Here is a 20939-nt window from a genome sequence, read left to right as displayed (position 1 = left end):
AACGCTTTGACAAGAATGTTGCCGGACAAGCAAAAGCGCCTCTCATCCTCAGGATAGAAAAGCGCTTTATGCGTTAATTATTGCCATCTCTATTGAACTTTGCGGTAGAAAAAGGTTTCATTGCTCTCCAGGCCGTATTGCCCCGGATTAAATATCTGCTCGGTGCTGCCCACAAACAGAAAGCCGCCCGGTTTCAGGCTATTGGCAAATTTCGTATACAGCTTATGCTTAGCCCCTTCCGTGAAATAAATCATCACGTTCCGGCAGACAATCAGATCATAACCGCCTTCAAACCGGTCGGTCAACAGGTTCTGTTTATGAAAGGCAACTTCCTTCTTCAAGTTCTCATTGAAACGATACAGAGAACCTTCTTCCTTGAAGTAGCGAAGGACGATATCCGGAGGCACATCCTTCAATGACCTCTCGACATACAAGCCTTCCGCCGCTTTATGTAATGCGCCATCATCGATATCTGTGGCCACGATGCGTGCACGGTTCAGCATCTTCTGCTCAGCCAGAATCATGGCAAGTGTATAGGGCTCTTCGCCTGTGGAACAGGCAGCACTCCAGATCTTCAGCACACCCGGATTCTGATGCGACAATTCAGGCAAAATCTTATCCCGGAAAACTTCCCAGCGGTTCGGATTACGCCAAAACTCTGAGACGTTAATTGTCATCCGGTCCAAAAATTCATGGAAAAGCGGCTTGTCCTTCATCATCGCGTCATAAAAGGCCGAGAATGTTCCGAAGCCCTTCTTCATGCGCAGCGTTGTCAATCTTCGCTTCATTTGCGTTTCTTTATAATCTGCCAGATTGATCCCTGTGCTTCGTTCGATGTTTCGAACAAAGCTGATATAATCCGGATCATCCAGCACGGGTTCTTGTTCCGTCATCCGTATCATCCTGTTAATCAGATTATTCGCTCCCGCGCTTACTCAATACGTCTACAGCCAAGGGGATAGCGTCTTGTTATGCTCCACCAACTCATTCTCTTCAAAAAAATTGGAAATCTCACGTTGTGCACTCTCCGGGGAATCTGATCCATGGATCAAATTATGCGGCGTATGCGCTGCAAAATCACCACGAATTGTTCCAGGCAATGCTTCCTTCACGTTTGTTTTGCCGATGACTTGGCGAGACAAGGCGATAATGTCGTCCCCTTCCCAAACCATGGCAAATACCGGTCCGGATGTTATAAATCCTACGAGGCTGGCAAAAAAGTCTTTCCCTTCATGCTCAGCATAATGGCGCCTCGCCTGCTCGTCCGAAATCTGCACAAACTTGCCTGCAACCAGCTTAAATCCTTTATCCTCCAAACGGCCGACGATTCGGCCGATCAGTCCACGCTGTACACCATCCGGTTTAATCATTAAAAAAGTACGTTCCATAGGCCTCATCACTCTTCCCCTCACTCTAGGATATTGAACAATCATTCCATGCTCATGTGATGTTACATGTTTGTACCCGTATTTTAACAGAAAGCTTCCTAATGGTTAAGGCTAATATGACCGTTTCGTAATAAAATTTGCAATATCTCTAAGCTGTTTCTTGCTTCTGATGTCAGGCAGCGTATCCAATGCAGCCAGTGCTTTACCGATGTAGCGATCGGCAAGGGCTTCAGCTCTTGCGATCCCATCACTCGAGGTTACAAGCTTCACGGCATCCGACACGTCGCATTGGCCGTTCAGCGCATGAATTCGATCCAGCTCCGCAAGCAGTGCTTCCCTCCGCTCGCTATCCTTCAAGGCAAATATAACAGGCAGGGTAATGTTCCCCTGACGCATATCGCTGCCCGGCGGCTTGCCGATCTGTTTCTCCGTTCCGCACAGATCCAGAAGATCGTCCTGGATCTGAAACGCCATCCCCACGTTGTATCCGAACCGATACAGGCTGTTGGCCACCTGGCGATCCGCATCCGCGGCAAGCGCTCCGAGCTGGCAGCTGACCGCAATCAAAAGCGATGTCTTGCGGCGAATGCGGAGAAGGTATCTTCTTACATCCTGCTCCGTATTAAAGAAATCACGAATCTGTTCCATTTCGCCAATGGACATTTCAACCATCGCTTTGGCCAGAATCTGATGAATTTCGGGCTGCTTCAGGTGAGTCGTCAGTTCGAGCGCTTTGCCGTATATGTAGTCACCGGTATACATGGCGATCCGATTGTCCCATTTTGCCTTAACAGTTGGCTTCCCGCGTCTTGTATCGGCATCGTCAATCACGTCGTCATGAACAAGGGATGCGCTGTGAATCAGCTCAAGCGGCACTGCCACATGCTTCAGCTTATCGATATCATAGTCGCCGAACTTGCCGCCCATCAGCACAAAGACCGGCCGGAGACGCTTGCCGCCTGCTCTCAGCAGATGCAAGGATGTTTCCGTCAGCTCAGGGCTGTCGCCCTCCACACTGAGATAAAGCTCCTTCTCAATGACATCCATATCTTTTTTTAATGTTCCGAATATATCAAATCGTTTCATTTGTTCACCCGTATGCTTAGTTTCTCGTTCCATAACTCCGGCACCACTTCACGCTCCAGCAGGCCAAGTTCATATGCGAACTTGAAATATAAGCGTAACCCTTCCTGTTGTCGTTCGTCAAAATGGTAGCACAGGTTCGAAAAGTATTTCATCCAGTAGCCGCCAGTACCTCCAATTCGCCGAACCGCTTCATCGACAATAGGGGAGAGATCGCTCACACTCCGCTGCTTGCTCTCGAGGAACATGGCGGCAATCTCAGCCATGCCTTCGGGATTCTGCTTCACAGCATGCCTGTTCACCGCCCAGACGGCAAAAGTCATGCTGCAGCCGGTCCATTCTTTCCACCATTGGCCGAGATCCGTCTTATAATAATCCGAATGGCTCCATGAAGCCCGAATCGCATGGTCCCCAATCAGAAGTGCGGCATCCGCTTCAGCCATCATCTCGCTTAACACCGGGTCACAAGTGCGATAGGAATAAGTGCCCCCCAGTGATTTTTCCAGAAGAATCTTCAGCAAGTTGACGGAGGTTGCCGACGTATTGGTTAGCGCAATGGTTGCGTTCTTCAAGGCATCCAGCGGCTTTTTCGAAAACAGGAAGATGGAGTTAACCGCCCCATCTGCGCTCACGGATAAATCCGGCAGCAGCAGGAGCCGGTCCGACATTTCAGCATAGGCAAACGAAGAAAGCGCCCCGATATGGATTTCACCACTGTGCATCCCGCGGTTCAACGCGGCCGGGACTGCCGTTATCATCTCTGCAGGAGTATCCAGTGTTGACGGATTTACGTAATGAAATACCGGCCAAGCGTTGGTGTAACTGATTTTGCCGATGATAGTCTTGCTGTCTGCTCCCGGCATGTCAGTCACCCCATCTTTTGTACAATTGATGTTCAATACGCAGGCTATCCAGCACCTTGCCTACCAGAAAATTCACAATATCATCGATGGTTTTCGGACCATAGTAGAACGCCGGCATCGCAGGAATGATTTTGACGCCAAGCCTGGCCAGCTTCAGCATATTCTCTAAGTGGATCGCATGCAGGGGCGTTTCCCTCGGAACGAGCACCAGCGCGCGGCCTTCCTTCATCATCACATCGGCTGCCCGCCCCATCAGATTATCGGAGGACCCGTGTGCCACCGAGGATAATGTACCCATGGAACAAGGCATAATGATCATGCCTTCAACGAGATAGGATCCACTCGCAATCGTAGCTCCGATATCAGCGATCGGGTGATAAATCACCTTCCCCTCATATCCACCGAATTTTTCGGACAGCATCTCCTCGCGGTTGCCTGCCTGAAAATCCATTTCCTCCTTCAGGACACGCCAGCCTGCATTCGAAATGATCAGGTGCACATCATAGCCCAGCGAGAGCAGGCTTTCGGTAAGGCGTACACCGTATATGCTGCCGCTGGCCCCCGTAATCCCGACAACCCAGCTTTTTCTGCGCGTGGCTTCCATCAGATATACCGCACCACCAAATCAATCAAAGTAAACACAAACAAGATGATGCTGAGCGTACTGTTCATGGTAAAGAAAGCTGTTTGCAGCCGGCTCATGTCGTTTGGCGATAAAATGTGATGCTGATAGAACAAGATTCCGCAGGCAATGAGCATGCCAATCAGGTACCACCAGCCGAGCGGGGTGACAAAGAATAGAATAATAAAGCCAGCCGCAGTCACTACATGGAATCCCCGGGCAAACCATAACGCTTTATGCAATCCGAATCGGGAAGGAATCGAGTACAGCTTCTCCTTCGCATCAAACTTCTCGTCTTGGCAAGCGTAGACAATATCAAATCCCGCTGTCCAGAACGCCAGCGCAATATAAAACACGATTGCTTTCCAGTCGATCTGACCGGTTACCGCAACCCATCCGCCAAGCGGAGCCAATGCGGTTGTAAGTCCGAGAACCAAATGGCACAGCCATGTAAAGCGTTTCGTAAAGGAATAAATAATAAGCATAAAAATTGCAATAGGCAGCAATCGAAAAGCAAACGGGTCCAGCATAAACGTCGCCCAGAAAAATACTGCAAAAGACAAAATAATAAATAAAATCACTTCAAGCGGCTTGAGCAGTCCTGCCGGAATGGCCCGGTTTGCGGTGCGAGGGTTCTTGGCGTCAATGTGTTGATCTGTCAGCCGATTCAGTCCGAACGCGGCGCTGCGTGCCCCGAACATGGCCAGAAAGATCCAGCCGATATCTCCCCAGGAAGGCAGCCCGTCAAACACAACAGCCGATCCCACTAAAGCCCCCATAAAAGCGAAAGGCAGAGCAAACAGTGTATGCTCCACTTTGATCATTTCAAGATACGTTCCTATTTTCTTAAACATCCAGATTCTCCTTGATCCCAATATGTAAGGCTGCGATGCCACCAGTCAAGGGATAGGCCTGAACCTGTTTAAGTCCGGTCTGACGGAAAGCTTCGGCAAGCTCCTCTCTTCCGGGGAATAATGCCAACGATTCCGGCAGCCACTTATACTGCTCATATCGCTTGGCTACCAGTTTCCCCATCCGAGGCAGCACTTGTTGAAAGTAGAAATAATAAATGCCTTTGAACGGCTGCCAGGTGGGCTTGGACAGTTCCAGGCATACAACCATCCCTCCAGGCTTAACCACGCGTTTCATCTCTTGCAATACCTGCATATAATCCGGTACGTTGCGAAGACCGAAACCAATCGTTGCGTAGTCGAATTGACCATCTTCGAACGGAAGGCTCATCGCGTTGCCTTGAACCAGATTGATCTGCTGTTCCAAACCCTCTTTGGCCACCTTCTGCCGGCCGACGTTCAGCATCCCCTCGCTGAAATCAAGTCCGACTATGTGTCCGGATTCACTTGCCTGGGCCATACTGATCGTCCAGTCGCAAGTTCCGCAGCATAGGTCGATGGCCGTATCGCCTTGACGCATATTCATTTTCCTCATCGTATACTTGCGCCAGGCTTTATGTCTTCGAAAGCTGAGAATGTCATTCATCAAATCATATTTCCCTGAGATGCTTTCGAAGACGGAATGAACATACTGCTCTTTCGGATTTTTGCCGTCATGCTTATTCATGTCCAGCTTGTTCGTTTGATTATCCACTGCATCCCCCTACCCTTCACTTACGACGGACCGGAACGTGCTGAGCCGTTTCAGGAAAGGGTCCAGTATGCCGGCGTAAGGGCTCTCTTCTACGCGGCTTGCCAGCTGCTGCTGAATGGCACTTACCGATTCCCGGAGCTTATCCAGCAGCTTCTCTGATGCCTTGTGCTTCAGAATCAGCTTCTTCCAATCCTTCATATCCGTCCTCTTACCGACCAGCATTTTCCGTTCCTCATCGCTTCCCGCCTCGATCAGATGCCAATAGGCGTAACCCCATCTGCCGAATTCAGGCGTTGCACAGCGTTCCATCTCCTGCACAAGTGTTTCACATTCCGTGATTTCCCTGAGCAGCTTCTCCCAAGTCTCTTGCACGGATTCCTCAAGCAGCGGAGTAAAAGAAAGAAACAGCTGCATGTTCAGCTGTACCGTTAGACTTAAATAATCTTCCGAAGGCAGCAGTGCTTCTTTCATTTTGCCGTACAAATTCATCTTCATCACGTTAACATCGCTCACAGCCTTGCTAAGAAGTGAGATAACAGCGATTTCGCCCTTCAGGGCAAGAAGTTGATAAAATCGGCTGCTGAAGTAATCCCCTGCGAGAACTTTTAACTGCCGGGATCTCATCAGCGCCTCTCCTTGATTGCCCTCCGTAACATCGATGCTCTCATGCGTATCGAGTCCCACTTGAACCAGTGAGGTAACCAGCGCGTACAATTCTTCGTGTCCGGAAATATTTCGTCCCGAATCCTTTAAAAATATGTATAGCAAATGAACACGGGCATCCGGGAATTCCGGAAGATCCGTGTGGTTCTTAATCATATCATAATTCATATATTTCTCTGCCAGTTCTGGTACGCGATACGATTTCATTCTCAGCCTCCGTGCACTTGATGTTCTTTTGTCCAATTGAGCCCACAATCCAATCTATTATAACACATGTTCAAGGCACGTACATGCCCTGTCATCTACTAATTTACCCGTTTCAAGGGCTGCTGAATTGCTTCAGCCAAAGATTCGTAAATGTTATGTTGAGGGAGCTTGTTAAGGCCGGCGGCATATCGCCGTTCTCAAGTTGGGTGAGTGCTTCTGCATACCGAGGATCCCATGTTTCTCTGCTCATGTTCGATGCCAACAGCATGTAACGCTTCCCGCCCCAGCGATCAATGGCTATCACTCTCAAATACAACTGCTGTACATTATCGGTACCCTCAAACGAGAAGGACATAACACTTGCAACATCCTCATAGACGTCGGTTACGGTATCTGATTGATCGTTTAATTTGATATCCAGAGTCAGAGCGCCGTCATCATAATCCGCACGGCTAATCCTAAGATGGAGAGGAAGCTCCATCAGCGCATCCACTAATCCGGCATCGTTTAACTCCCGGGAATGATATGGGATTGCAGCGGTCACAGCTCCGACCTTATAACGCGTTTGTGACTGCACGCTAATAAGCAGCGCAAGTATCATGCAGGCGATAGCCGCCGGCACAAGAACAGCTCGTACGGATGGCCAATGCTTCATATTATCTACCTCCTCTGTCCTTAGTTTCCTCCGCTCCCATTAAGTCCATACCTCATTGTATAAAGAAAAAAAGCAGGCTATGCCTGCTTTAAGATATAACGATTAGTTTTCGGACTAGAGGATCGATAGAGCTGTTAGCGTCACTGCCACCCCGAGGGCAGCAATTCGGGCCATATTCATCAGAACAAAATTTTGTACCGCGATCACGAATGTCTTCTCTTTAGAAGGACGAGTCGTAAATTGCACCCCTTTTTTATAAACCGGAATAATCGTTACAAATACCAGAAGAACAAGCACGGGGTGCACCTTCAACATAAGAAGGGCCAGCAGATCAAGGTATGCGAGACCGTAGAAAATACGGAACAGCGATAAGGAATGCTTGAACCCGATGTATACCGGCAGCGTGTACCGCTTGTTCTCCATATCCTCATCCATATCACAGATGTTGTTTGCCAGCATGATGTTAGCAATTCCGAGAATGGCCGGAAGGGACACGACAAGCAGCAGCAGGACTTCGGGAAGATTCACCTGAAGCGAGAGCATCCCTCCATGTATATCAAGAACCGCCAGACTGTCCTTATCCACGTGGATCCAAACCGAGATAAAAATGATGACAAATCCCATAAACAATCCCGAGAACAGCTCTCCAAGCGGCATTCTTGAGATCGGAATCGGACCGAACGAATATAAGATCCCTACCGCAAAGGACAATCCTCCAAGCAGCAGGATCAGCCAGCCCGTGGAGAGAAAGAGCGCGATGCCGGAGCCGACTGCCGTCAGCAAAAGCACCACAATCACACACAGGACTGCCGTCTCCTTTAGTTTATAACGCACAATCGCATTATGCTGCTCATAACCGAAACCATTCGTCTTGATCGCTTTTTTGTAATCATAGTAGTTATTGATCGCTGTCGTTGCCATATCAAACGACAATAATGAAGCCAGCATAAGGACAAAATGATACCCTTCAAACTGCTGAAAGCGAAATAGCGCGTACAAGGTTCCTAACAGGAACGGGATCATGCTGGCTACCTTTGTCTGAATTTCGACCAGTTTAAAAAAAGATCGGACTCCCATCTTCATCACCCTTTATCATAAAAGTATCTAACTCCAGATTAAAGGATGTGAAAACAGGAGGCTGTTCGAATTGTACTTGACAAAACAGCTTCAAAAGTGACGAATGTTACTTTCTAGAGACAAACACCAACCTAGTCGGATGTATCCTTGTCTATTCTTCTACGGCTCCACGGTGTTCCCAGCAGCGGCAGTGCCCAGCGGTCCAGGCCATACCAGCCCGTTAGTATATCCATCGTAAGTTAACTCGACCATAGGACTTTTAACAATGTGTTTACGCACTTCCACGTCAAAAAAACGTTCCATACAAAAAAAGCCGCCACCGATCATGGTGGGGCTTCTCAATAATGCCAAGTGAAAATTAACTGCCAGATTCGATTTTCCCGTGTTTCGTCATGACTTCCGCTTTACCGCGTATTTTCACTGCCGATGTATGATCCGTGAACTGTGCGATGATGACTTCGCCTTTATCCAGCTTCTCGGTATGATGAAACCGGGTGTCCTGTCCGCGGGTAAGACCGATGACTTGAACCCCGTGGTCAAGTGCTTTGACAACAAAATAATCTCCGTTCTGAACGTTCTCCATTTCCAGACCTCCTGACCGTAAGTCTAAAAGAAAAGGCCGTGAACGAATTCACGACCTGTGCTCTTAGGTAATATGTAGAAATCTTTATTTGATTCCGTCTTTGAGCGCTTTACCAGGTTTAAATGCAGGAATTTTGCTCGCAGGGATTTCGATTTCTTCACCTGTCTGCGGGTTGCGGCCTTTCCGTGCGGAACGCTCGCGAACCTCGAAGTTGCCAAAGCCAACCAGTTGAACCTTGTCTCCACTTTGCAGTGCTTCAGAGATCGCATCGAAAACGGCATCAACCGCTTTAGTTGCATCTTTCTTCGACAGCTCAGTAGATTCAGCTACTTGTGTGATCAGATCCGATTTATTCATTCTTTCACCTCCCTAACAAGGATGTGCTCCACTTGCTATTCACTGTTTCCGTTTTACCGCAAATTATACGTGCAATCGGGTATTTTACCCCTATCTCGCGTTTAGAATGCATGACGCGGAACAAATTTATAGTAATACAGCCATCTCATAATTTCAAGCGTTTTGCTTTATTGGACCAAAGAAAACACGAAAAACAGCCGCTAATCGGGACTTTTGACCCGCTAGCGACTGCTTTTTTCCGCTTCCTATCAACGCCTGGATTAGAGAATAATGGCAATCAAACCGCCGGAACCCTCGTTAATAATGCGACCCAACGTTTCCTGTAATTTGTATCTTGCATTGTCTGGCATCATGGCAATTTTGCCCTGAATTCCTTCGCGGACGATCGAGTGCAGCGAGCGTCCGAATATATCGGATTCCCAAATTTTGATCGGATCGTTCTCGAAATCCTGCATCAGATAGCGGACAAGCTCCTCACTCTGCTTCTCTGTTCCGATAATCGGCGAGAACTCGGATTCCACATCGACTCGAATCATATGGATGGAAGGCGCCGTCGCTTTCAATCTTACCCCAAAGCGGGTGCCCTGGCGGATAAGCTCAGGCTCATCGAGAGCCATCTCAGCCAGCGAAGGAGCTGCAATACCGTAACCTGTTGTTTTGACCATTTCAAGAGCTTCAGCGAAGCGGTCATACTCCCGTTTGGCATGGGAGAACTCCTGCATCAGCTGCAGCAGATGATCTTTGCCACGAATCTCAACACCAACGACCTCCATCAAGATCCGATCATACAATTCGTCAGGAGCGAAGAGATCGATCTCTGCGACGCCCTGCCCCATATTCATACCGCTAAGACCAGCGTGGTTAATAAAGTCATACTCCATGAACTGGCTGACAACACGATCCACATCGCGCAGGCGACGGATATCTTTCACGGTGTCTCTAACCGAGTTCTCGTAGTTGCTGCGCAGCCAGTGGTTCTCGTTGAGCACCATAACCCAGCTAGGCAGGTTGACATTCACCTCATGTACAGGGAACTCATACAATACTTCGCGAAGAACGCCGGTTACATCATCTTCGGTCATTGTAGCCGCGCTCAGTGTCATTACCGGAATGTCGTACTTCTCTGCCAGCTCATTACGCAGTTGAAGGGTTTCTTCACTGCGTGGACGCGTGGAGTTAATCACAACCACGAATGGCTTGCCAACTTCCTTCAGTTCCTCAATGACCCGCTCTTCCGCTTCAACGTAAGAACTGCGCGGGATCTCAGCGATGCTGCCGTCTGTCGTTACAACAACACCAAGTGTTGAGTGCTCCTGAATGACTTTGCGTGTTCCGATTTCAGCCGCTTCCTGGAACGGAATCGGTTCTTCGAACCATGGTGTCGAGATCATTCTAGGGCCGTTCTCGTCCTCGTATCCCTTGGCGCCTTCAACAGCGTAGCCTACGCAATCCACCAGTCGTACGTTGACCTCAAGACCATCCGTAACCTTAATCTGCACCGCATTGTTTGGCACAAATTTCGGCTCGGTTGTCATGATCGTTTTCCCTGCAGCACTTTGAGGCAGCTCATCGACAGCTCTTACTCGATCCGCCTCGTTCGTAATGTTCGGGAGAACAATCGTCTCCATAAACCGCTTAATGAAGGTTGATTTTCCCGTACGGACGGCACCGACAACACCTAAGTAAATGTCCCCTCCGGTCCGTTCGGCAATGTCCTTAAAAATGTCCACTTTTTCCAAAAGAGATCCCCTCCTCAAATTACTCCGAAGGAAAAATGCTTTAAGAGCATCCGCTTCGTGTTCCACTCATAGCCAAAGCCATTGCAACAGATGAGCAGCCTTTACAATGTCGCCAGCATCCCGCCGCCGGTATTCCATGAGTTTTGATGGAAACGGCAAAGCGGCGTAACTCGTACATGCATTTGGACTAGTAACATCATATGTACCGGGTTCAAAAATATGACGGTTGCCCCTTAAAGTCCGTCCAGTTTTTTTTAAGATATCGAAGATGTCTAAACAAACTAGACACGAAAAATCAAATATCCCAAGAAAAAACCACCGCATGGAGCGGTCTGTTCTCATGATGCGTCCCCGGACGTTGCCCTGAACCTCATGATGTGGGCAACCGACTCTTGCCCGCACTACTCTTTCAGATTATGAATATGCGCGCACTTTAATAGATATTCCAAATAGATTCATTCAATTTCAAAAAATCATCAAACGGAGTGCATGGCCGATCCTTTGCTGCTAAAACAAAAAAATACCCGCCGGGCTCGACGGGTATTACAGATAGGAGTCAGGATTGCGGCTGGGCCACGGGCTGCCCGTCCTTCCACGTGTAAGCGACTGATTTTACGGGGACATAGTAGGATTCCTCCTCCAAAAACACCCGTAAATCTTGTCCTTCTTGGGGATCGGCCCCATTTTTCTGGATGGCCTGCATAATATCGAAGGCGTAATCCGCATAAACGGTACCCTCTTCATCCATGATGAAGGTCATCTCCTGACCCGAATACACACTCATCAGTTTCAGGGACTTGGCATCGGTCTTGGACAAGTCCACCGCCGTATAACCCGGATAGAGGGCTTCGCCTGCCGGCAGGGCGTTGTCATGGGACATTTTATACAGATTCACTGCTCTTTGAACGTCATTCACCTTCTGGGTCGTGGTCAAGTCCATGACCTTCACGGTCGGCTTCGTTTCTTCATTAATAATAAGAAAGTAACCGCTGCCACCCTGCTCGAAAGCCGTGTTCGGAATCTCATCGAGGTATCCTCTGCCCTTGAGTTGATCCAGATCGACCCGGTACTTCTCATACCGCGGAATCTCCTGGCCAGCCGTTATAATCGGCAGTATTCCCTGCTCTTTGTAAAAATCGTCCACTGCCGATTGTATTCTCTTGATACTCTCCCTGTATGAAACCTGGTTCTCCTGTAATTTCTCATCAGGGTACAGGCAGCCGGTAAGCAGCATCGGTAAAAGTACCAGGATCAAGACGGCAGACATCCGCTTTGAACGGCCCCCTGCTTGGGTCATCCCATTGACTATACTCAACTAACATCATCCTTCACTTTAAATAAAATCATCCAAATCTCGGCTCCTCGCAGCCTCCAACTGCTTGCGTACCGCAGCTTTGAGCGGATCCTCCGGAATCATGACCGTTACATGGTTTGTTATTCTTGTTTGACAGGATAACCGGTAGCCTTGCTCGATAAGGGTTGAACCCAGCTTTCGAATTTCCTTGGATTCAGGGGGCAAGCAGTGCCCACGCTCCTCCTTCGGTATGATAACCTTGCACATCAAACAGCCGGCTTTTCCTCCACAACGGGTCGGAATACGTACACCAGCCCGACGAGAGGCATCCAGAACATTCGTATGTTGACGAACCTTGGCTTTTTTCTGATCTGGCAAAAACAACACCTCGTAGTCCACCGGTAAACGCACCCCCTTTTCTTCCTTATGTACACTAACCTTCGTAATTGCATCTACATATGCAATGCTAAAGCTGCAGTCCCATTAAACGATTCAGTATCTCAAGATGCTCCACGCTCAGACGATTACGGCTTATTAACTGCTGGAGAAGCGGAATGTGATTGTCCTTGTCCTTCAGGATAGCCTCCCCAATAGCTTCATAACGATCCTGCCTGTCCCGCAGCACGTTGAACACCAGTTCATGGGATAACGGCATCAGCCGTACCGCAGCGTCCCGTATACGGCTCTCAGGCGCTGCTTGGTACAAGAGTGACTCAATCTCTACCCTATAGGAGGATCCTGAAGAATTGATCTGAAAGCTGCCCACCAGCTCGATAGGGACTTCGTTAATGACATAGTGGCTCAGAATCGAGGAATACATTCCTTCCTGATCAAGGCGGGGAGCATCAACTGCCGCTGAAGCCAGCGTCTCATGCAATGGGTGAACACCCTCCGCATCGGTATATAAATCGATATCCCTCGGCGGTTTATCCAGCTTCACGTCCTGTAGAAGCAAGCTGCAGCTCCCGCCAAGCAGCCATGCGGTATAAGCCCGATTCAGTCTGTGAATGGCGGCAGCTAGTACCTTCTCCAATTCCGGCAGATCATTCAGCGTCATGCTGCACCCCTTTTACCTTATCATCCCTGATGGCTTCCTTTGTTATATGATGGAGGCCAGTCCAATAATAAAACCAAAAATCATCATCATAAAGGCCACAAACGACAAAGTGCCGCGCAGGAAACCCTTCGTCTTGCTTCGCGCAAGTGTAACCACGATGACAGACAGCGCCATAATCAATAATGCGACAAGGGACAGCCACATCTTTTGCATTGGATCCATGTCACGAAACTCTCCAATCTCTTATCAAATTATTCAACCTATTATATCACGAAAACGGTACCGCCTCACCCCAGGTTTGTCGAAAAAAAGAACAAAAGCCGCCGCCCAGCCGGACGTGGCTTTTGTTCATCATTGCTGCAACTTATTTGTTCATCATCATTTTCATCAAGGCTTCCATATTGCTTGGATTCATGCCGCTCTTCTTCACGGCTCCGACAATCTCCTGGATTGTATCCTCACTAACCGGTATGTTCGCCATGGAAGACACCTGTTTGATCAGTTGACGGAGCTGGGCTTCATTTTGCATTGTAGACGGCTTAACCGTGCTAGCCAGCTTATTGACAGCCCCTGAAGAAATTTTCTTGCCGCTTTTCTTGTTAATCGCATTCAGTACATCCTTGTGAAAGCTTTTGCTCATTTCCACCCCTCCTCCGACATCCTCACAACAATATATGAGAGAGCTATCGGAATGGTGAATAAGCTAGGTGTGCCACTGTTCCCAAGTTTCAAGCGGCATCAATTCCATCTCGGTCTTGGGATCCCGGCCCATTAAAGCTTCCACAGCAGTACGGGGATTGCGATCCTGGAAGAGCACATGATACAGCTGATCGGCAATCGGCATCTGCACGCCATATTTCTCAGAAATGGCATGTGCCGCTTTGGTCGTCCGAATTCCTTCCACAACCATCCCCATGGAGCCCAGAACTTCGTCCAGCTTCTTGCCTTGGCCCAGCATAGAGCCTGCTCGCCAGTTCCGGCTGTGTTGACTCGTAGCGGTAACCACAAGGTCCCCGATGCCGGCAAGCCCGGCAAACGTAAGCGGATTTGCTCCCATCTCCATACCGATTCGCAATATTTCCGCCAACCCTCTGGTGATGAGCGCTGCCTTGGCGTTGTCACCAAAGCCCAAGCCATCTGACATCCCGGCACCTAGTGCAATGATATTCTTCAAAGCCCCGGCAAGTTCCACACCAATCATATCCCGGTTCGTATATACTCTGAAATACGTGTTCATAAACAAATCCTGGGCAGCTGTGGCGGCCGCAGCATCCGATGATGCTACAACAACGGTAGTAGGACAGCGTCTAACTACTTCTTCCGCGTGGCTTGGTCCGGATAATACCACCACACGTCCTTCCTCACAGCCAAGCTCTTCGGAAATGACGGTAGACATCCGCTTCAAGGATTCAGTCTCGAACCCCTTCGTCGCATGGATGACCAGCATATCCTCAGTCCAATATGGCTTCAATTGGCCCGTGACCTCCCGCATAGCGGATGAAGGTGCAACAATGACCACAGCAACAGCCGAAGAAACCGCTTCTTCCATATGGGTTGTAGCGCGGATATTCGATGATAACTCCACACCGGGCAAATAACGGTTATTGGTATGAGACTCGTTAATTTCACGAGTCTGTTCCTCCGTTCTTGTCCAGACTACAACATTCAGATGATTCGAAGCGAGAACACTTGCCAAAGCGGTTCCCCAACTACCTGCCACCAGAACAGCGACTTTGTCAGACAACACGCTTCCCTCCTTTGTCTTTTCCTTTTCCCGAACCCAACTTATTCTCACGACCCTGTACAAGCTTCACAATATTCGTACGATGCCGCCAGAAGGCGAACACACATATAATCAAGCTTGTCCAAAAAATCGGCCAAGAATATCCTGCTATTAAAAGAAAAACAGGGGTGAGAAGCACAAAAATAAGGGAACCCAAAGATACATAACGGGTAAAAACAATCGATAGAATTGCAATAATGCCTGCTATAAACGCCGGTAAAAAGCAAAGTGTGGCCAGCACACCAATGGCGGTTGCAATCCCTTTGCCGCCTCGAAAACGGAAATAGAGCGGCCAATTATGACCGATTATGGCCGCAATCCCGCATAAACCAGGCAGCCACTCATTGTCTCCCCCGAGCCATCGTCCGATCCAAACCGCAGCGATGCCCTTCATTACATCCAATGCCAACACAAGTATGGCAGGCCCCTTCCCCAAGACGCGGAGGGTATTGGTTGCCCCGGCGTTGCCGCTGCCATGCTGGCGAATGTCGATCCCTTTGAGGATTTTGGCAAATAGTACGCTAAAGCTCACCGAACCAAGTAAATAACACACTACAATCGCTACGATCTCCAGAATCAAGCTATTCTCCCCTAACTCTCATCAGACTTTCTTCGTGTAAATATCCTGATGGGTGTACCTTCAAAATCAAACGCTGCCCGAATCTTGTTCTCGAGATAACGCTCATACGAGAAGTGCATCAATTCAGGATCGTTGACAAATACAACCATGGTTGGCGGTTTAACCGCAACCTGTGTTGAGTAGTTAATGCGCAATCTTCTTCCTTTATCCGTTGGAGGCGGATTGATGGCAATCGCATCCGATATCACATCGTTAAGCAGATGTGTCTGGACACGAAGTGAATGCTGATCGGCCACATGTTTAACCACGGGGAGCAGCTTCTGCAATCTCTGCTTTGTTTTGGCGGACAGGAATACGATCGGTGCGTAGGTCATGAACAAGAAATGATCCCGGATCTTCTTCTCGAACTGCTGCATCGTCTTATCTTCCTTCTCAACCATATCCCATTTATTGACAACGAACAAAGAAGCTTTACCAGCCTCGTATGCATACCCTGCAATATGCTTGTCCTGCTCGATGATGCCTTCCTCGCCATTAATGAGCACGAGCACCACATCTGCACGCTCGATGGCACGCATCGCACGCATGACACTGTATTTCTCTGTCGTCTCGTAGACCTTGCCCCGCTTACGCATACCTGCGGTATCGATGAGCACATAACGCTGCCCGTCTTTCTCGAACGGCGTATCAATTGCATCACGCGTAGTCCCGGCAACGTCGCTGACAATAACACGTTCTTCTCCCAATATCGCATTAACGAGGGAAGACTTGCCGACATTCGGTCTGCCAATCAAAGCGACGCGAATAACATCCTCGTCATATCCGTCATCCTCAAGCTCCGGCAAGTTCTCCACGACAACGTCAAGCAGATCCCCGATTCCGGTCCCGTGGCTTCCCGATATGCCCACAGGATCGCCAAATCCTAAGGAATAGAATTCGTAGATATCATCAACACGCTTCAAATTATCCACTTTATTTACGCTTAGAATAACCGGTTTGCCGGATCGGAACAGAATTTGTGCAACTTCCTCGTCCGATTGGGTAACCCCCGCTTTAGCATCGCACATAAATACGATGACATCCGCTTCTTCAATCGCAAGCTCTGCCTGCATGCGTATGGATTTCAATATCATGTCATCACCGTCGATTTCGATACCCCCGGTATCGATGACGCTGAACGCTTTGCCGTTCCATTCAGCACTTCCGTAAATCCGGTCACGGGTAATGCCCGGTTTATCTTCAACGATGGCTAATCTGTCGCCAATCAGTCGGTTAAATATGGTGGATTTACCGACGTTAGGTCGTCCAACGATAGCCACTACGGGTCTTGCCATAGTCACTCCTCCTGTCAATTCTTACGATTATCATCATAGCAAAAAACGTTACAATTGGCTAACCTTTCATCTTATTTCTATTATGCTCTACCCCATGTTACAACATCCGTTCACGTTAGTCCCCTAAAAAAACAAATGGCGAACCCAGGTTTCTGGGTTCGCCGACTTCGTTATGATAGGTCAATAGACCGAACAAAACTGTTCCCGGGCTTACTTGAATTTGCTCAGCTTATCGCCAAAACGCTCTCCAAGCGTAACACTCATGCCTTGATTGTTCAAAGAAACGTTAGGGTTGTCTTTCAGATCGATTTTAGGACCTTTGGACGGTTTTTCAGCTCGTGGAGCTTGAGCTGGTGCCTCTTCAGTTTCTTTGATGCTCAGGCTTACACGCTGCTCGGAAGTGTTGATATCAAGCACTTTAACCTGAACTTCCTGGCCTTCTTTCAATACTTCTTGCGGAGTACCGATATGCTTGTGGGAGATTTGGGAGATATGAACCAAACCTTCAACACCTGGAGCCAGCTCAACGAATGCGCCAAAGGTAACCAGACGTTTTACAACGCCTGTCACGATGTCGCCAGTGTTGAATTGCTCTCCAGCTGTTTCCCATGGACCAGGAGCTGCTGCTTTGATACTGAGGCTGATTTTGCCTTTTTCAGGATCAACTTTCAGCACTTTCACGCGAACTTGGTCGCCTTCGGACAATACATCGGCAGGCTTCTCAACATGGCTCCAAGCAATCTCGGATACATGAACCAAACCGTCAACGCCGCCCACGTCAACAAATGCGCCGAATTGGGTAAGACGTTGTACTGTACCTTCCAGCACTTGACCGTCTTGAAGCTCGGACATTACTTTTTGTTTGTTGGATTCGAACTCTTCTTCCAGAACATCCTTCTGGGAAAGAATCACTTTGTTGTTCTCGCGGTCCAGTTCTTTCACTTTTACGCGAAGTGTGCGGCCTTTGTAGTCGCTGAAATCTTCAACAAAATGACGTTCTACCATAGACGCAGGAATAAAGCCGCGTGCACCAACATCGGCTACAAGTCCGCCTTTCACCACGTCAGCCACCGTTACTTCGAATACGTCTTGATCTGCAAAATGCTTCTCAAGCTCTTCCCATGAATTCTCGGTGTCGATCGCGCGCTTGGAAAGAACCAGGCTTTCCTTGTCATCGTTAATGCTAACGACTTTGCACTCTACCTCTTGGCCAACCTGAACCGCATCAGATGCATTATCAAGTTGTACAGAAGACAGTTCGCGAACAGGAATTACGCCGTCATATTTATATCCAATGCTTACGTAAGCTTGGTTGTCCTCCAGTTTGACGATCGTCCCTTTCACGGTGTCCCCTTTTTTCAAGGATACGATTTGGTCCAGCTGCTCTTGGTTTTCAGCAGCCTCTTGATTTCTTGTTTCTTCCGACATGTCAAATAACCTCCTCAATTCAAACCCCATTTATTTAAACTCGCATTCGCGAAGTTCAAAACATAATTGCTGTAGTATCTTTCCAACTTTCCCATGCTTTTTATGCATGGAGCGAATAAATCAGTTCACGGTTGGTTTGCCGCTTGCACGCATTTCATGAATCTTCGCCATGATCATTCCAGTTGCCGCATCCAGTGCCTCTGGTGATTTATCCCCCTCAAACTGGGACAGATCCACAGGTGCGCCGTAGATGATCTTCACTTTTCTAAAAAGCTTGTAATCACCGATAATCGCAGCTGGTATAACCGTTGCCCCGCTGCGGAGAGCAAAGCTTGCTGCACCCCGTTTCGCTGCGGTAGCATCCGAGTTGCGTGTCCCTTCGGGAAAGATGCCCATGATCTCGCCGGAACGCAAGATGGTAAGGGCCATCTTGATGGAATCTTTGCTCACTCCACCGCGCTTCACCGGAAAAGCTCCAAGCTGGCGGACCAGCCATCCGAACACCGGAATTTTGAACAGTTCCGCCTTCGCCATGAATTTCACCTGGCGTTTGACGTGGATCCCGACAGATATTGGATCTCTTATGCTAATATGATTGCTGCAGATTAGCACGCCGCCTTCTGAAGGTATGTTATGTACGCCGACAGATTCAAATCTGTAGAGAATAGCGAACAAACCGCGGACCACCGCTCTGCAAAAAAGATAAATCATTGCTTTTTCTCCCCATCCCACTTAAGTTTCGCAATATGAAAGAATCGCTTCAACAACCTGGTTGATATCCATATGTGTCGTATCCAGAATGATGGCATCCTCTGCGCATCGGAGCGGCGACACTTCACGTTCCTGGTCAAGCCTGTCACGTTCTGCGATATCTTTTTCCAGTTGTTCCAGCGTGATGCCTTCATCACTCAACTCATTGAAGCGGCGGAGAGCACGTTCCTTGACACTGGCCGTCATGAAAATCTTCACCTCAGCATCCGGCAAAACCGTCGTGCCAATGTCACGCCCATCCATGACAACGCCTTTCTCCAGCGCCATTTGCTGCTGCAAACGGACAAGCTTTATCCGTACGCCCTCGATTCGTGCATATTTGGATACCACTGCACTAACCTGGTGTGAACGAATATAGGGTGTGACATCTTCCCCGTTCAGCAAAACCATTTGACCATTTTCATGCGGTTTTAATTCAATCACCATGTTTTGTGCATATTGAAGCACTTTTTCGGGATCTTCCGGAGAAATCCCTTGGTTCAGCATGAACCAGGTGACTGCCCTGTACATGGCTCCGGTATCCACATAGATGTACTGCAGCCTGCTGGCCACCATACGTGCTACTGTGCTTTTACCCGCGCCTGCCGGACCGTCAATGGCAATATTGATTCTGTCGCGATAACCTGTCCCCTGCATAACCAACGGGGCATTCCTCCTCAAACATATACCTCGAAATCGAAAGGGCTTACCATCCAGATAGGACGGAATCACACTTCCTGAGAAAAAATATACAAGAAAGCGCGAGATGAATTCTGCACCATTCTTATATTTCAAGAAAAAAGCAGGCGCCCGCCTGCGACGTGAAAATTATACCACACTACCTAGAGTGATGCAAAAGAGAAGGGGTGTTTTCCCCCATCCAATCGTTTACATTTGGCTCGTTAACGGGAACGCCCTCCATTTGCTGAACCGGCGAAATATAGGGCCTGCTGGGCTCATAATGCAGCAAAAGCTGGGCAATGACCAAAGCGACTACAAGCCCGATCAGCAGCTTAAACAGCGCTTTTCCGTAACGGTCATGAAGGGCTTGTCCATTCTCATGGAGCGCAGCATTAAGTTCTGTTTCTTCATTCAACGGGTCTTGATGAGGCTTTGCTTCTGTCATGGCAAACGGTCCCTCCGGTACAAATTTCGGATAGTGTACCACCGTTATACCATTTTTATGCATCATCGATTGCGAAAATCGAACTGTCTTTCGAAACAATACCGGATCAGCTTTTGACGTTCCATATCTACGATATGATTGAATTTCAGCATAACGATGCTTCGATTCGTGGGCAGCTGCTTAACCCGCACCACCTCGCCTTCAAAAGGGACGTGCTCCACCGCACCATTCTTGTACGGTATCAGAACCCAGCAAGTCAGCAAGCTTCCTTCCGAAATGGATTGGCCCGGTTTTAGATGAAAGGATACCCCGCCGCCGCCGACATCATCGGTTTTGGTTAAGAACTGTGTGCCGTCTTTAGCAATAACAGCAACTTCGAGCTCCGCCTGCACCCTCAGGAAACTTCTTCTCTGAACCTTCGTTATCTGATCGGGATCCGGCTTCTTAATTCGAACCAGCCGTATAATGTCTTCGTGATGGCTCAAGACGTAGGAATTAAAGTAGTTCTTCACGCCGCCTTCACTTAGGAAATACGCTGACAGCTCGTCCCCAATGAAGAGCTTCTTCAGCCTCCCGGTGCCTTCCTGCAGCGGAACCTCCATATACATGGATTCATCATCCATGTCGGAAATGCGGGATTTATATACAATCTTGGCTTCCTTTTCATCCCCCGTATCCAACTGGATATAGAGGACATCATTGATCTTTGGATACAATGCGCTCACCCACTAATTCATGATAATCA

Annotated in this window: 26 protein-coding genes; all 26 read right to left on the bottom strand. The window is 48.6% G+C overall.

The window, feature by feature from the left end:
* Positions 1-89: 89 nt before the first annotated feature.
* The 26 genes from PGL02S_RS09435 to PGL02S_RS09305 all read right to left on the bottom strand — a co-directional run bounded on the left by PGL02S_RS09435 (position 90) and on the right by PGL02S_RS09305 (position 20910).
* Positions 90-893, bottom strand: coding sequence for a CheR family methyltransferase (locus PGL02S_RS09435; protein WP_036636851.1), 804 nt, complete (start codon positions 891-893; stop codon positions 90-92).
* Between the two features lie 51 nt (positions 894-944).
* Positions 945-1388: a nucleoside-diphosphate kinase gene (gene ndk, locus PGL02S_RS09430; protein WP_036636849.1), complete on the bottom strand. Its 444-nt coding sequence runs from the start codon at positions 1386-1388 to the stop codon at positions 945-947.
* Between the two features lie 111 nt (positions 1389-1499).
* Complete coding sequence (locus PGL02S_RS09425; protein WP_036636847.1) at positions 1500-2474, bottom strand: polyprenyl synthetase family protein; 975 nt, start codon at positions 2472-2474, stop codon at positions 1500-1502.
* On the bottom strand, positions 2471-3334 hold the full coding sequence (locus PGL02S_RS09420) for a menaquinone biosynthesis protein (RefSeq protein ID WP_036636846.1): 864 nt from the start codon (positions 3332-3334) through the stop codon (positions 2471-2473). The genes PGL02S_RS09425 and PGL02S_RS09420 overlap by 4 nt, the downstream gene beginning before the upstream one ends.
* 1 nt (position 3335) lies before the next feature.
* Positions 3336-3938 (bottom strand): UbiX family flavin prenyltransferase, encoded by a 603-nt coding sequence (locus PGL02S_RS09415; protein WP_006209471.1) that lies wholly within the window; start codon positions 3936-3938, stop codon positions 3336-3338.
* Complete coding sequence (locus tag PGL02S_RS09410; RefSeq protein WP_036636843.1) at positions 3938-4810, bottom strand: UbiA-like polyprenyltransferase; 873 nt, start codon at positions 4808-4810, stop codon at positions 3938-3940. The genes PGL02S_RS09415 and PGL02S_RS09410 overlap by 1 nt, the downstream gene beginning before the upstream one ends.
* Positions 4803-5534: a demethylmenaquinone methyltransferase gene (locus PGL02S_RS09405; RefSeq protein ID WP_036637031.1), complete on the bottom strand. Its 732-nt coding sequence runs from the start codon at positions 5532-5534 to the stop codon at positions 4803-4805. The genes PGL02S_RS09410 and PGL02S_RS09405 overlap by 8 nt, the downstream gene beginning before the upstream one ends.
* Positions 5535-5570: 36 nt before the next feature.
* Positions 5571-6431 carry a heptaprenyl diphosphate synthase component 1 gene (locus PGL02S_RS09400; RefSeq protein ID WP_036636841.1) on the bottom strand — a complete coding sequence of 287 codons (861 nt, stop codon included), beginning with the start codon at positions 6429-6431 and terminating at the stop codon, positions 5571-5573.
* Between the two features lie 112 nt (positions 6432-6543).
* On the bottom strand, positions 6544-7086 hold the full coding sequence (locus PGL02S_RS09395; protein ID WP_006209467.1) for a hypothetical protein: 543 nt from the start codon (positions 7084-7086) through the stop codon (positions 6544-6546).
* A 114-nt stretch (positions 7087-7200) separates the two neighbouring features.
* On the bottom strand, positions 7201-8163 hold the full coding sequence (locus PGL02S_RS09390; protein WP_036636839.1) for a 1,4-dihydroxy-2-naphthoate polyprenyltransferase: 963 nt from the start codon (positions 8161-8163) through the stop codon (positions 7201-7203).
* Positions 8164-8521: 358 nt separating this feature from the next.
* The gene (mtrB, locus tag PGL02S_RS09380) at positions 8522-8746 is read right to left on the bottom strand and encodes a trp RNA-binding attenuation protein MtrB (RefSeq protein ID WP_036636837.1); all 225 of its coding nucleotides are present in this window, start codon (positions 8744-8746) and stop codon (positions 8522-8524) included.
* Between the two features lie 84 nt (positions 8747-8830).
* The gene (locus tag PGL02S_RS09375) at positions 8831-9103 is read right to left on the bottom strand and encodes an HU family DNA-binding protein (protein ID WP_006209463.1); all 273 of its coding nucleotides are present in this window, start codon (positions 9101-9103) and stop codon (positions 8831-8833) included.
* Positions 9104-9363: 260 nt separating this feature from the next.
* Positions 9364-10842 carry a stage IV sporulation protein A gene (spoIVA, locus tag PGL02S_RS09370; protein ID WP_006209462.1) on the bottom strand — a complete coding sequence of 493 codons (1479 nt, stop codon included), beginning with the start codon at positions 10840-10842 and terminating at the stop codon, positions 9364-9366.
* Between the two features lie 556 nt (positions 10843-11398).
* Positions 11399-12139, bottom strand: a complete 741-nt coding sequence (locus PGL02S_RS09365) for a DUF3939 domain-containing protein (protein WP_036636835.1) — start codon at positions 12137-12139, stop codon at positions 11399-11401.
* A 36-nt stretch (positions 12140-12175) separates the two neighbouring features.
* Positions 12176-12535 (bottom strand): 2Fe-2S iron-sulfur cluster-binding protein, encoded by a 360-nt coding sequence (locus PGL02S_RS09360; protein ID WP_036636832.1) that lies wholly within the window; start codon positions 12533-12535, stop codon positions 12176-12178.
* A gap of 67 nt (positions 12536-12602) precedes the next feature.
* A complete protein-coding gene (locus PGL02S_RS09355) occupies positions 12603-13193 on the bottom strand; it encodes a hypothetical protein (protein WP_006209458.1) in 591 nt (196 codons plus the stop codon).
* A gap of 42 nt (positions 13194-13235) precedes the next feature.
* Complete coding sequence (locus PGL02S_RS09350; protein WP_006209457.1) at positions 13236-13415, bottom strand: DUF2768 family protein; 180 nt, start codon at positions 13413-13415, stop codon at positions 13236-13238.
* A gap of 142 nt (positions 13416-13557) precedes the next feature.
* Positions 13558-13833, bottom strand: a complete 276-nt coding sequence (locus PGL02S_RS09345) for a stage VI sporulation protein F (RefSeq protein WP_006209456.1) — start codon at positions 13831-13833, stop codon at positions 13558-13560.
* A 63-nt stretch (positions 13834-13896) separates the two neighbouring features.
* Complete coding sequence (locus PGL02S_RS09340; protein WP_036636829.1) at positions 13897-14937, bottom strand: NAD(P)H-dependent glycerol-3-phosphate dehydrogenase; 1041 nt, start codon at positions 14935-14937, stop codon at positions 13897-13899.
* The gene (plsY, locus tag PGL02S_RS09335) at positions 14930-15556 is read right to left on the bottom strand and encodes a glycerol-3-phosphate 1-O-acyltransferase PlsY (RefSeq protein WP_006209454.1); all 627 of its coding nucleotides are present in this window, start codon (positions 15554-15556) and stop codon (positions 14930-14932) included. Before plsY ends, PGL02S_RS09340 begins: the two co-directional genes overlap by 8 nt.
* Before the next feature lie 11 nt (positions 15557-15567).
* Positions 15568-16890 (bottom strand): ribosome biogenesis GTPase Der, encoded by a 1323-nt coding sequence (gene der / locus PGL02S_RS09330; RefSeq protein WP_006209453.1) that lies wholly within the window; start codon positions 16888-16890, stop codon positions 15568-15570.
* 210 nt (positions 16891-17100) lie between these two features.
* The gene (rpsA, locus tag PGL02S_RS09325; RefSeq protein WP_006209452.1) at positions 17101-18318 is read right to left on the bottom strand and encodes a 30S ribosomal protein S1; all 1218 of its coding nucleotides are present in this window, start codon (positions 18316-18318) and stop codon (positions 17101-17103) included.
* A 120-nt stretch (positions 18319-18438) separates the two neighbouring features.
* A complete protein-coding gene (locus PGL02S_RS09320) occupies positions 18439-19029 on the bottom strand; it encodes a lysophospholipid acyltransferase family protein (protein ID WP_006209451.1) in 591 nt (196 codons plus the stop codon).
* Between the two features lie 21 nt (positions 19030-19050).
* The gene (cmk, locus tag PGL02S_RS09315; protein ID WP_006209450.1) at positions 19051-19731 is read right to left on the bottom strand and encodes a (d)CMP kinase; all 681 of its coding nucleotides are present in this window, start codon (positions 19729-19731) and stop codon (positions 19051-19053) included.
* Positions 19732-19906: 175 nt separating this feature from the next.
* Positions 19907-20194: a DUF5359 family protein gene (locus tag PGL02S_RS09310; RefSeq protein WP_006209449.1), complete on the bottom strand. Its 288-nt coding sequence runs from the start codon at positions 20192-20194 to the stop codon at positions 19907-19909.
* 62 nt (positions 20195-20256) lie between these two features.
* Positions 20257-20910 carry a flagellar brake protein gene (locus tag PGL02S_RS09305; RefSeq protein WP_006209448.1) on the bottom strand — a complete coding sequence of 218 codons (654 nt, stop codon included), beginning with the start codon at positions 20908-20910 and terminating at the stop codon, positions 20257-20259.
* Positions 20911-20939: the final 29 nt, after the last annotated feature.

It is taken from the genome of Paenibacillus glucanolyticus NBRC 15330, from assembly GCF_004000885.1.
GTDB classification, from domain to species: Bacteria; Bacillota; Bacilli; order Paenibacillales; family Paenibacillaceae; genus Paenibacillus_AQ; species Paenibacillus_AQ glucanolyticus.
Note: the sequence above shows the minus strand (reverse complement) of the source record. Positions and strands in the feature narration are given on the sequence as shown.

Bases quoted from the DNA above. Each gene is read 5' to 3' on its own strand.
- PGL02S_RS09415 (WP_006209471.1), bottom strand. From the start codon at position 3,938: ATGGAAGCCACGCGCAGAAAAAGCTGGGTTGTCGGGATTACGGGGGCC.
- mtrB (WP_036636837.1), bottom strand. From the start codon at position 8,746: ATGGAGAACGTTCAGAACGGAGATTATTTTGTTGTCAAAGCACTTGAC.
- PGL02S_RS09365 (WP_036636835.1), bottom strand. From the start codon at position 12,139: ATGACCCAAGCAGGGGGCCGTTCAAAGCGGATGTCTGCCGTCTTGATC.
- PGL02S_RS09410 (WP_036636843.1), bottom strand. From the start codon at position 4,810: ATGTTTAAGAAAATAGGAACGTATCTTGAAATGATCAAAGTGGAGCAT.
- PGL02S_RS09355 (WP_006209458.1), bottom strand. From the start codon at position 13,193: ATGACGCTGAATGATCTGCCGGAATTGGAGAAGGTACTAGCTGCCGCC.
- PGL02S_RS09420 (WP_036636846.1), bottom strand. From the start codon at position 3,334: ATGCCGGGAGCAGACAGCAAGACTATCATCGGCAAAATCAGTTACACC.
- PGL02S_RS09400 (WP_036636841.1), bottom strand. From the start codon at position 6,431: ATGAAATCGTATCGCGTACCAGAACTGGCAGAGAAATATATGAATTAT.
- rpsA (WP_006209452.1), bottom strand. From the start codon at position 18,318: ATGTCGGAAGAAACAAGAAATCAAGAGGCTGCTGAAAACCAAGAGCAG.
- PGL02S_RS09425 (WP_036636847.1), bottom strand. From the start codon at position 2,474: ATGAAACGATTTGATATATTCGGAACATTAAAAAAAGATATGGATGTC.
- PGL02S_RS09350 (WP_006209457.1), bottom strand. From the start codon at position 13,415: ATGGATCCAATGCAAAAGATGTGGCTGTCCCTTGTCGCATTATTGATT.
- PGL02S_RS09390 (WP_036636839.1), bottom strand. From the start codon at position 8,163: ATGGGAGTCCGATCTTTTTTTAAACTGGTCGAAATTCAGACAAAGGTA.
- ndk (WP_036636849.1), bottom strand. From the start codon at position 1,388: ATGGAACGTACTTTTTTAATGATTAAACCGGATGGTGTACAGCGTGGA.
- PGL02S_RS09320 (WP_006209451.1), bottom strand. From the start codon at position 19,029: ATGATTTATCTTTTTTGCAGAGCGGTGGTCCGCGGTTTGTTCGCTATT.
- PGL02S_RS09310 (WP_006209449.1), bottom strand. From the start codon at position 20,194: ATGACAGAAGCAAAGCCTCATCAAGACCCGTTGAATGAAGAAACAGAA.
- der (WP_006209453.1), bottom strand. From the start codon at position 16,890: ATGGCAAGACCCGTAGTGGCTATCGTTGGACGACCTAACGTCGGTAAA.
- PGL02S_RS09395 (WP_006209467.1), bottom strand. From the start codon at position 7,086: ATGAAGCATTGGCCATCCGTACGAGCTGTTCTTGTGCCGGCGGCTATC.
- PGL02S_RS09345 (WP_006209456.1), bottom strand. From the start codon at position 13,833: ATGAGCAAAAGCTTTCACAAGGATGTACTGAATGCGATTAACAAGAAA.
- PGL02S_RS09435 (WP_036636851.1), bottom strand. From the start codon at position 893: ATGACGGAACAAGAACCCGTGCTGGATGATCCGGATTATATCAGCTTT.
- PGL02S_RS09375 (WP_006209463.1), bottom strand. From the start codon at position 9,103: ATGAATAAATCGGATCTGATCACACAAGTAGCTGAATCTACTGAGCTG.
- PGL02S_RS09405 (WP_036637031.1), bottom strand. From the start codon at position 5,534: ATGAATAAGCATGACGGCAAAAATCCGAAAGAGCAGTATGTTCATTCC.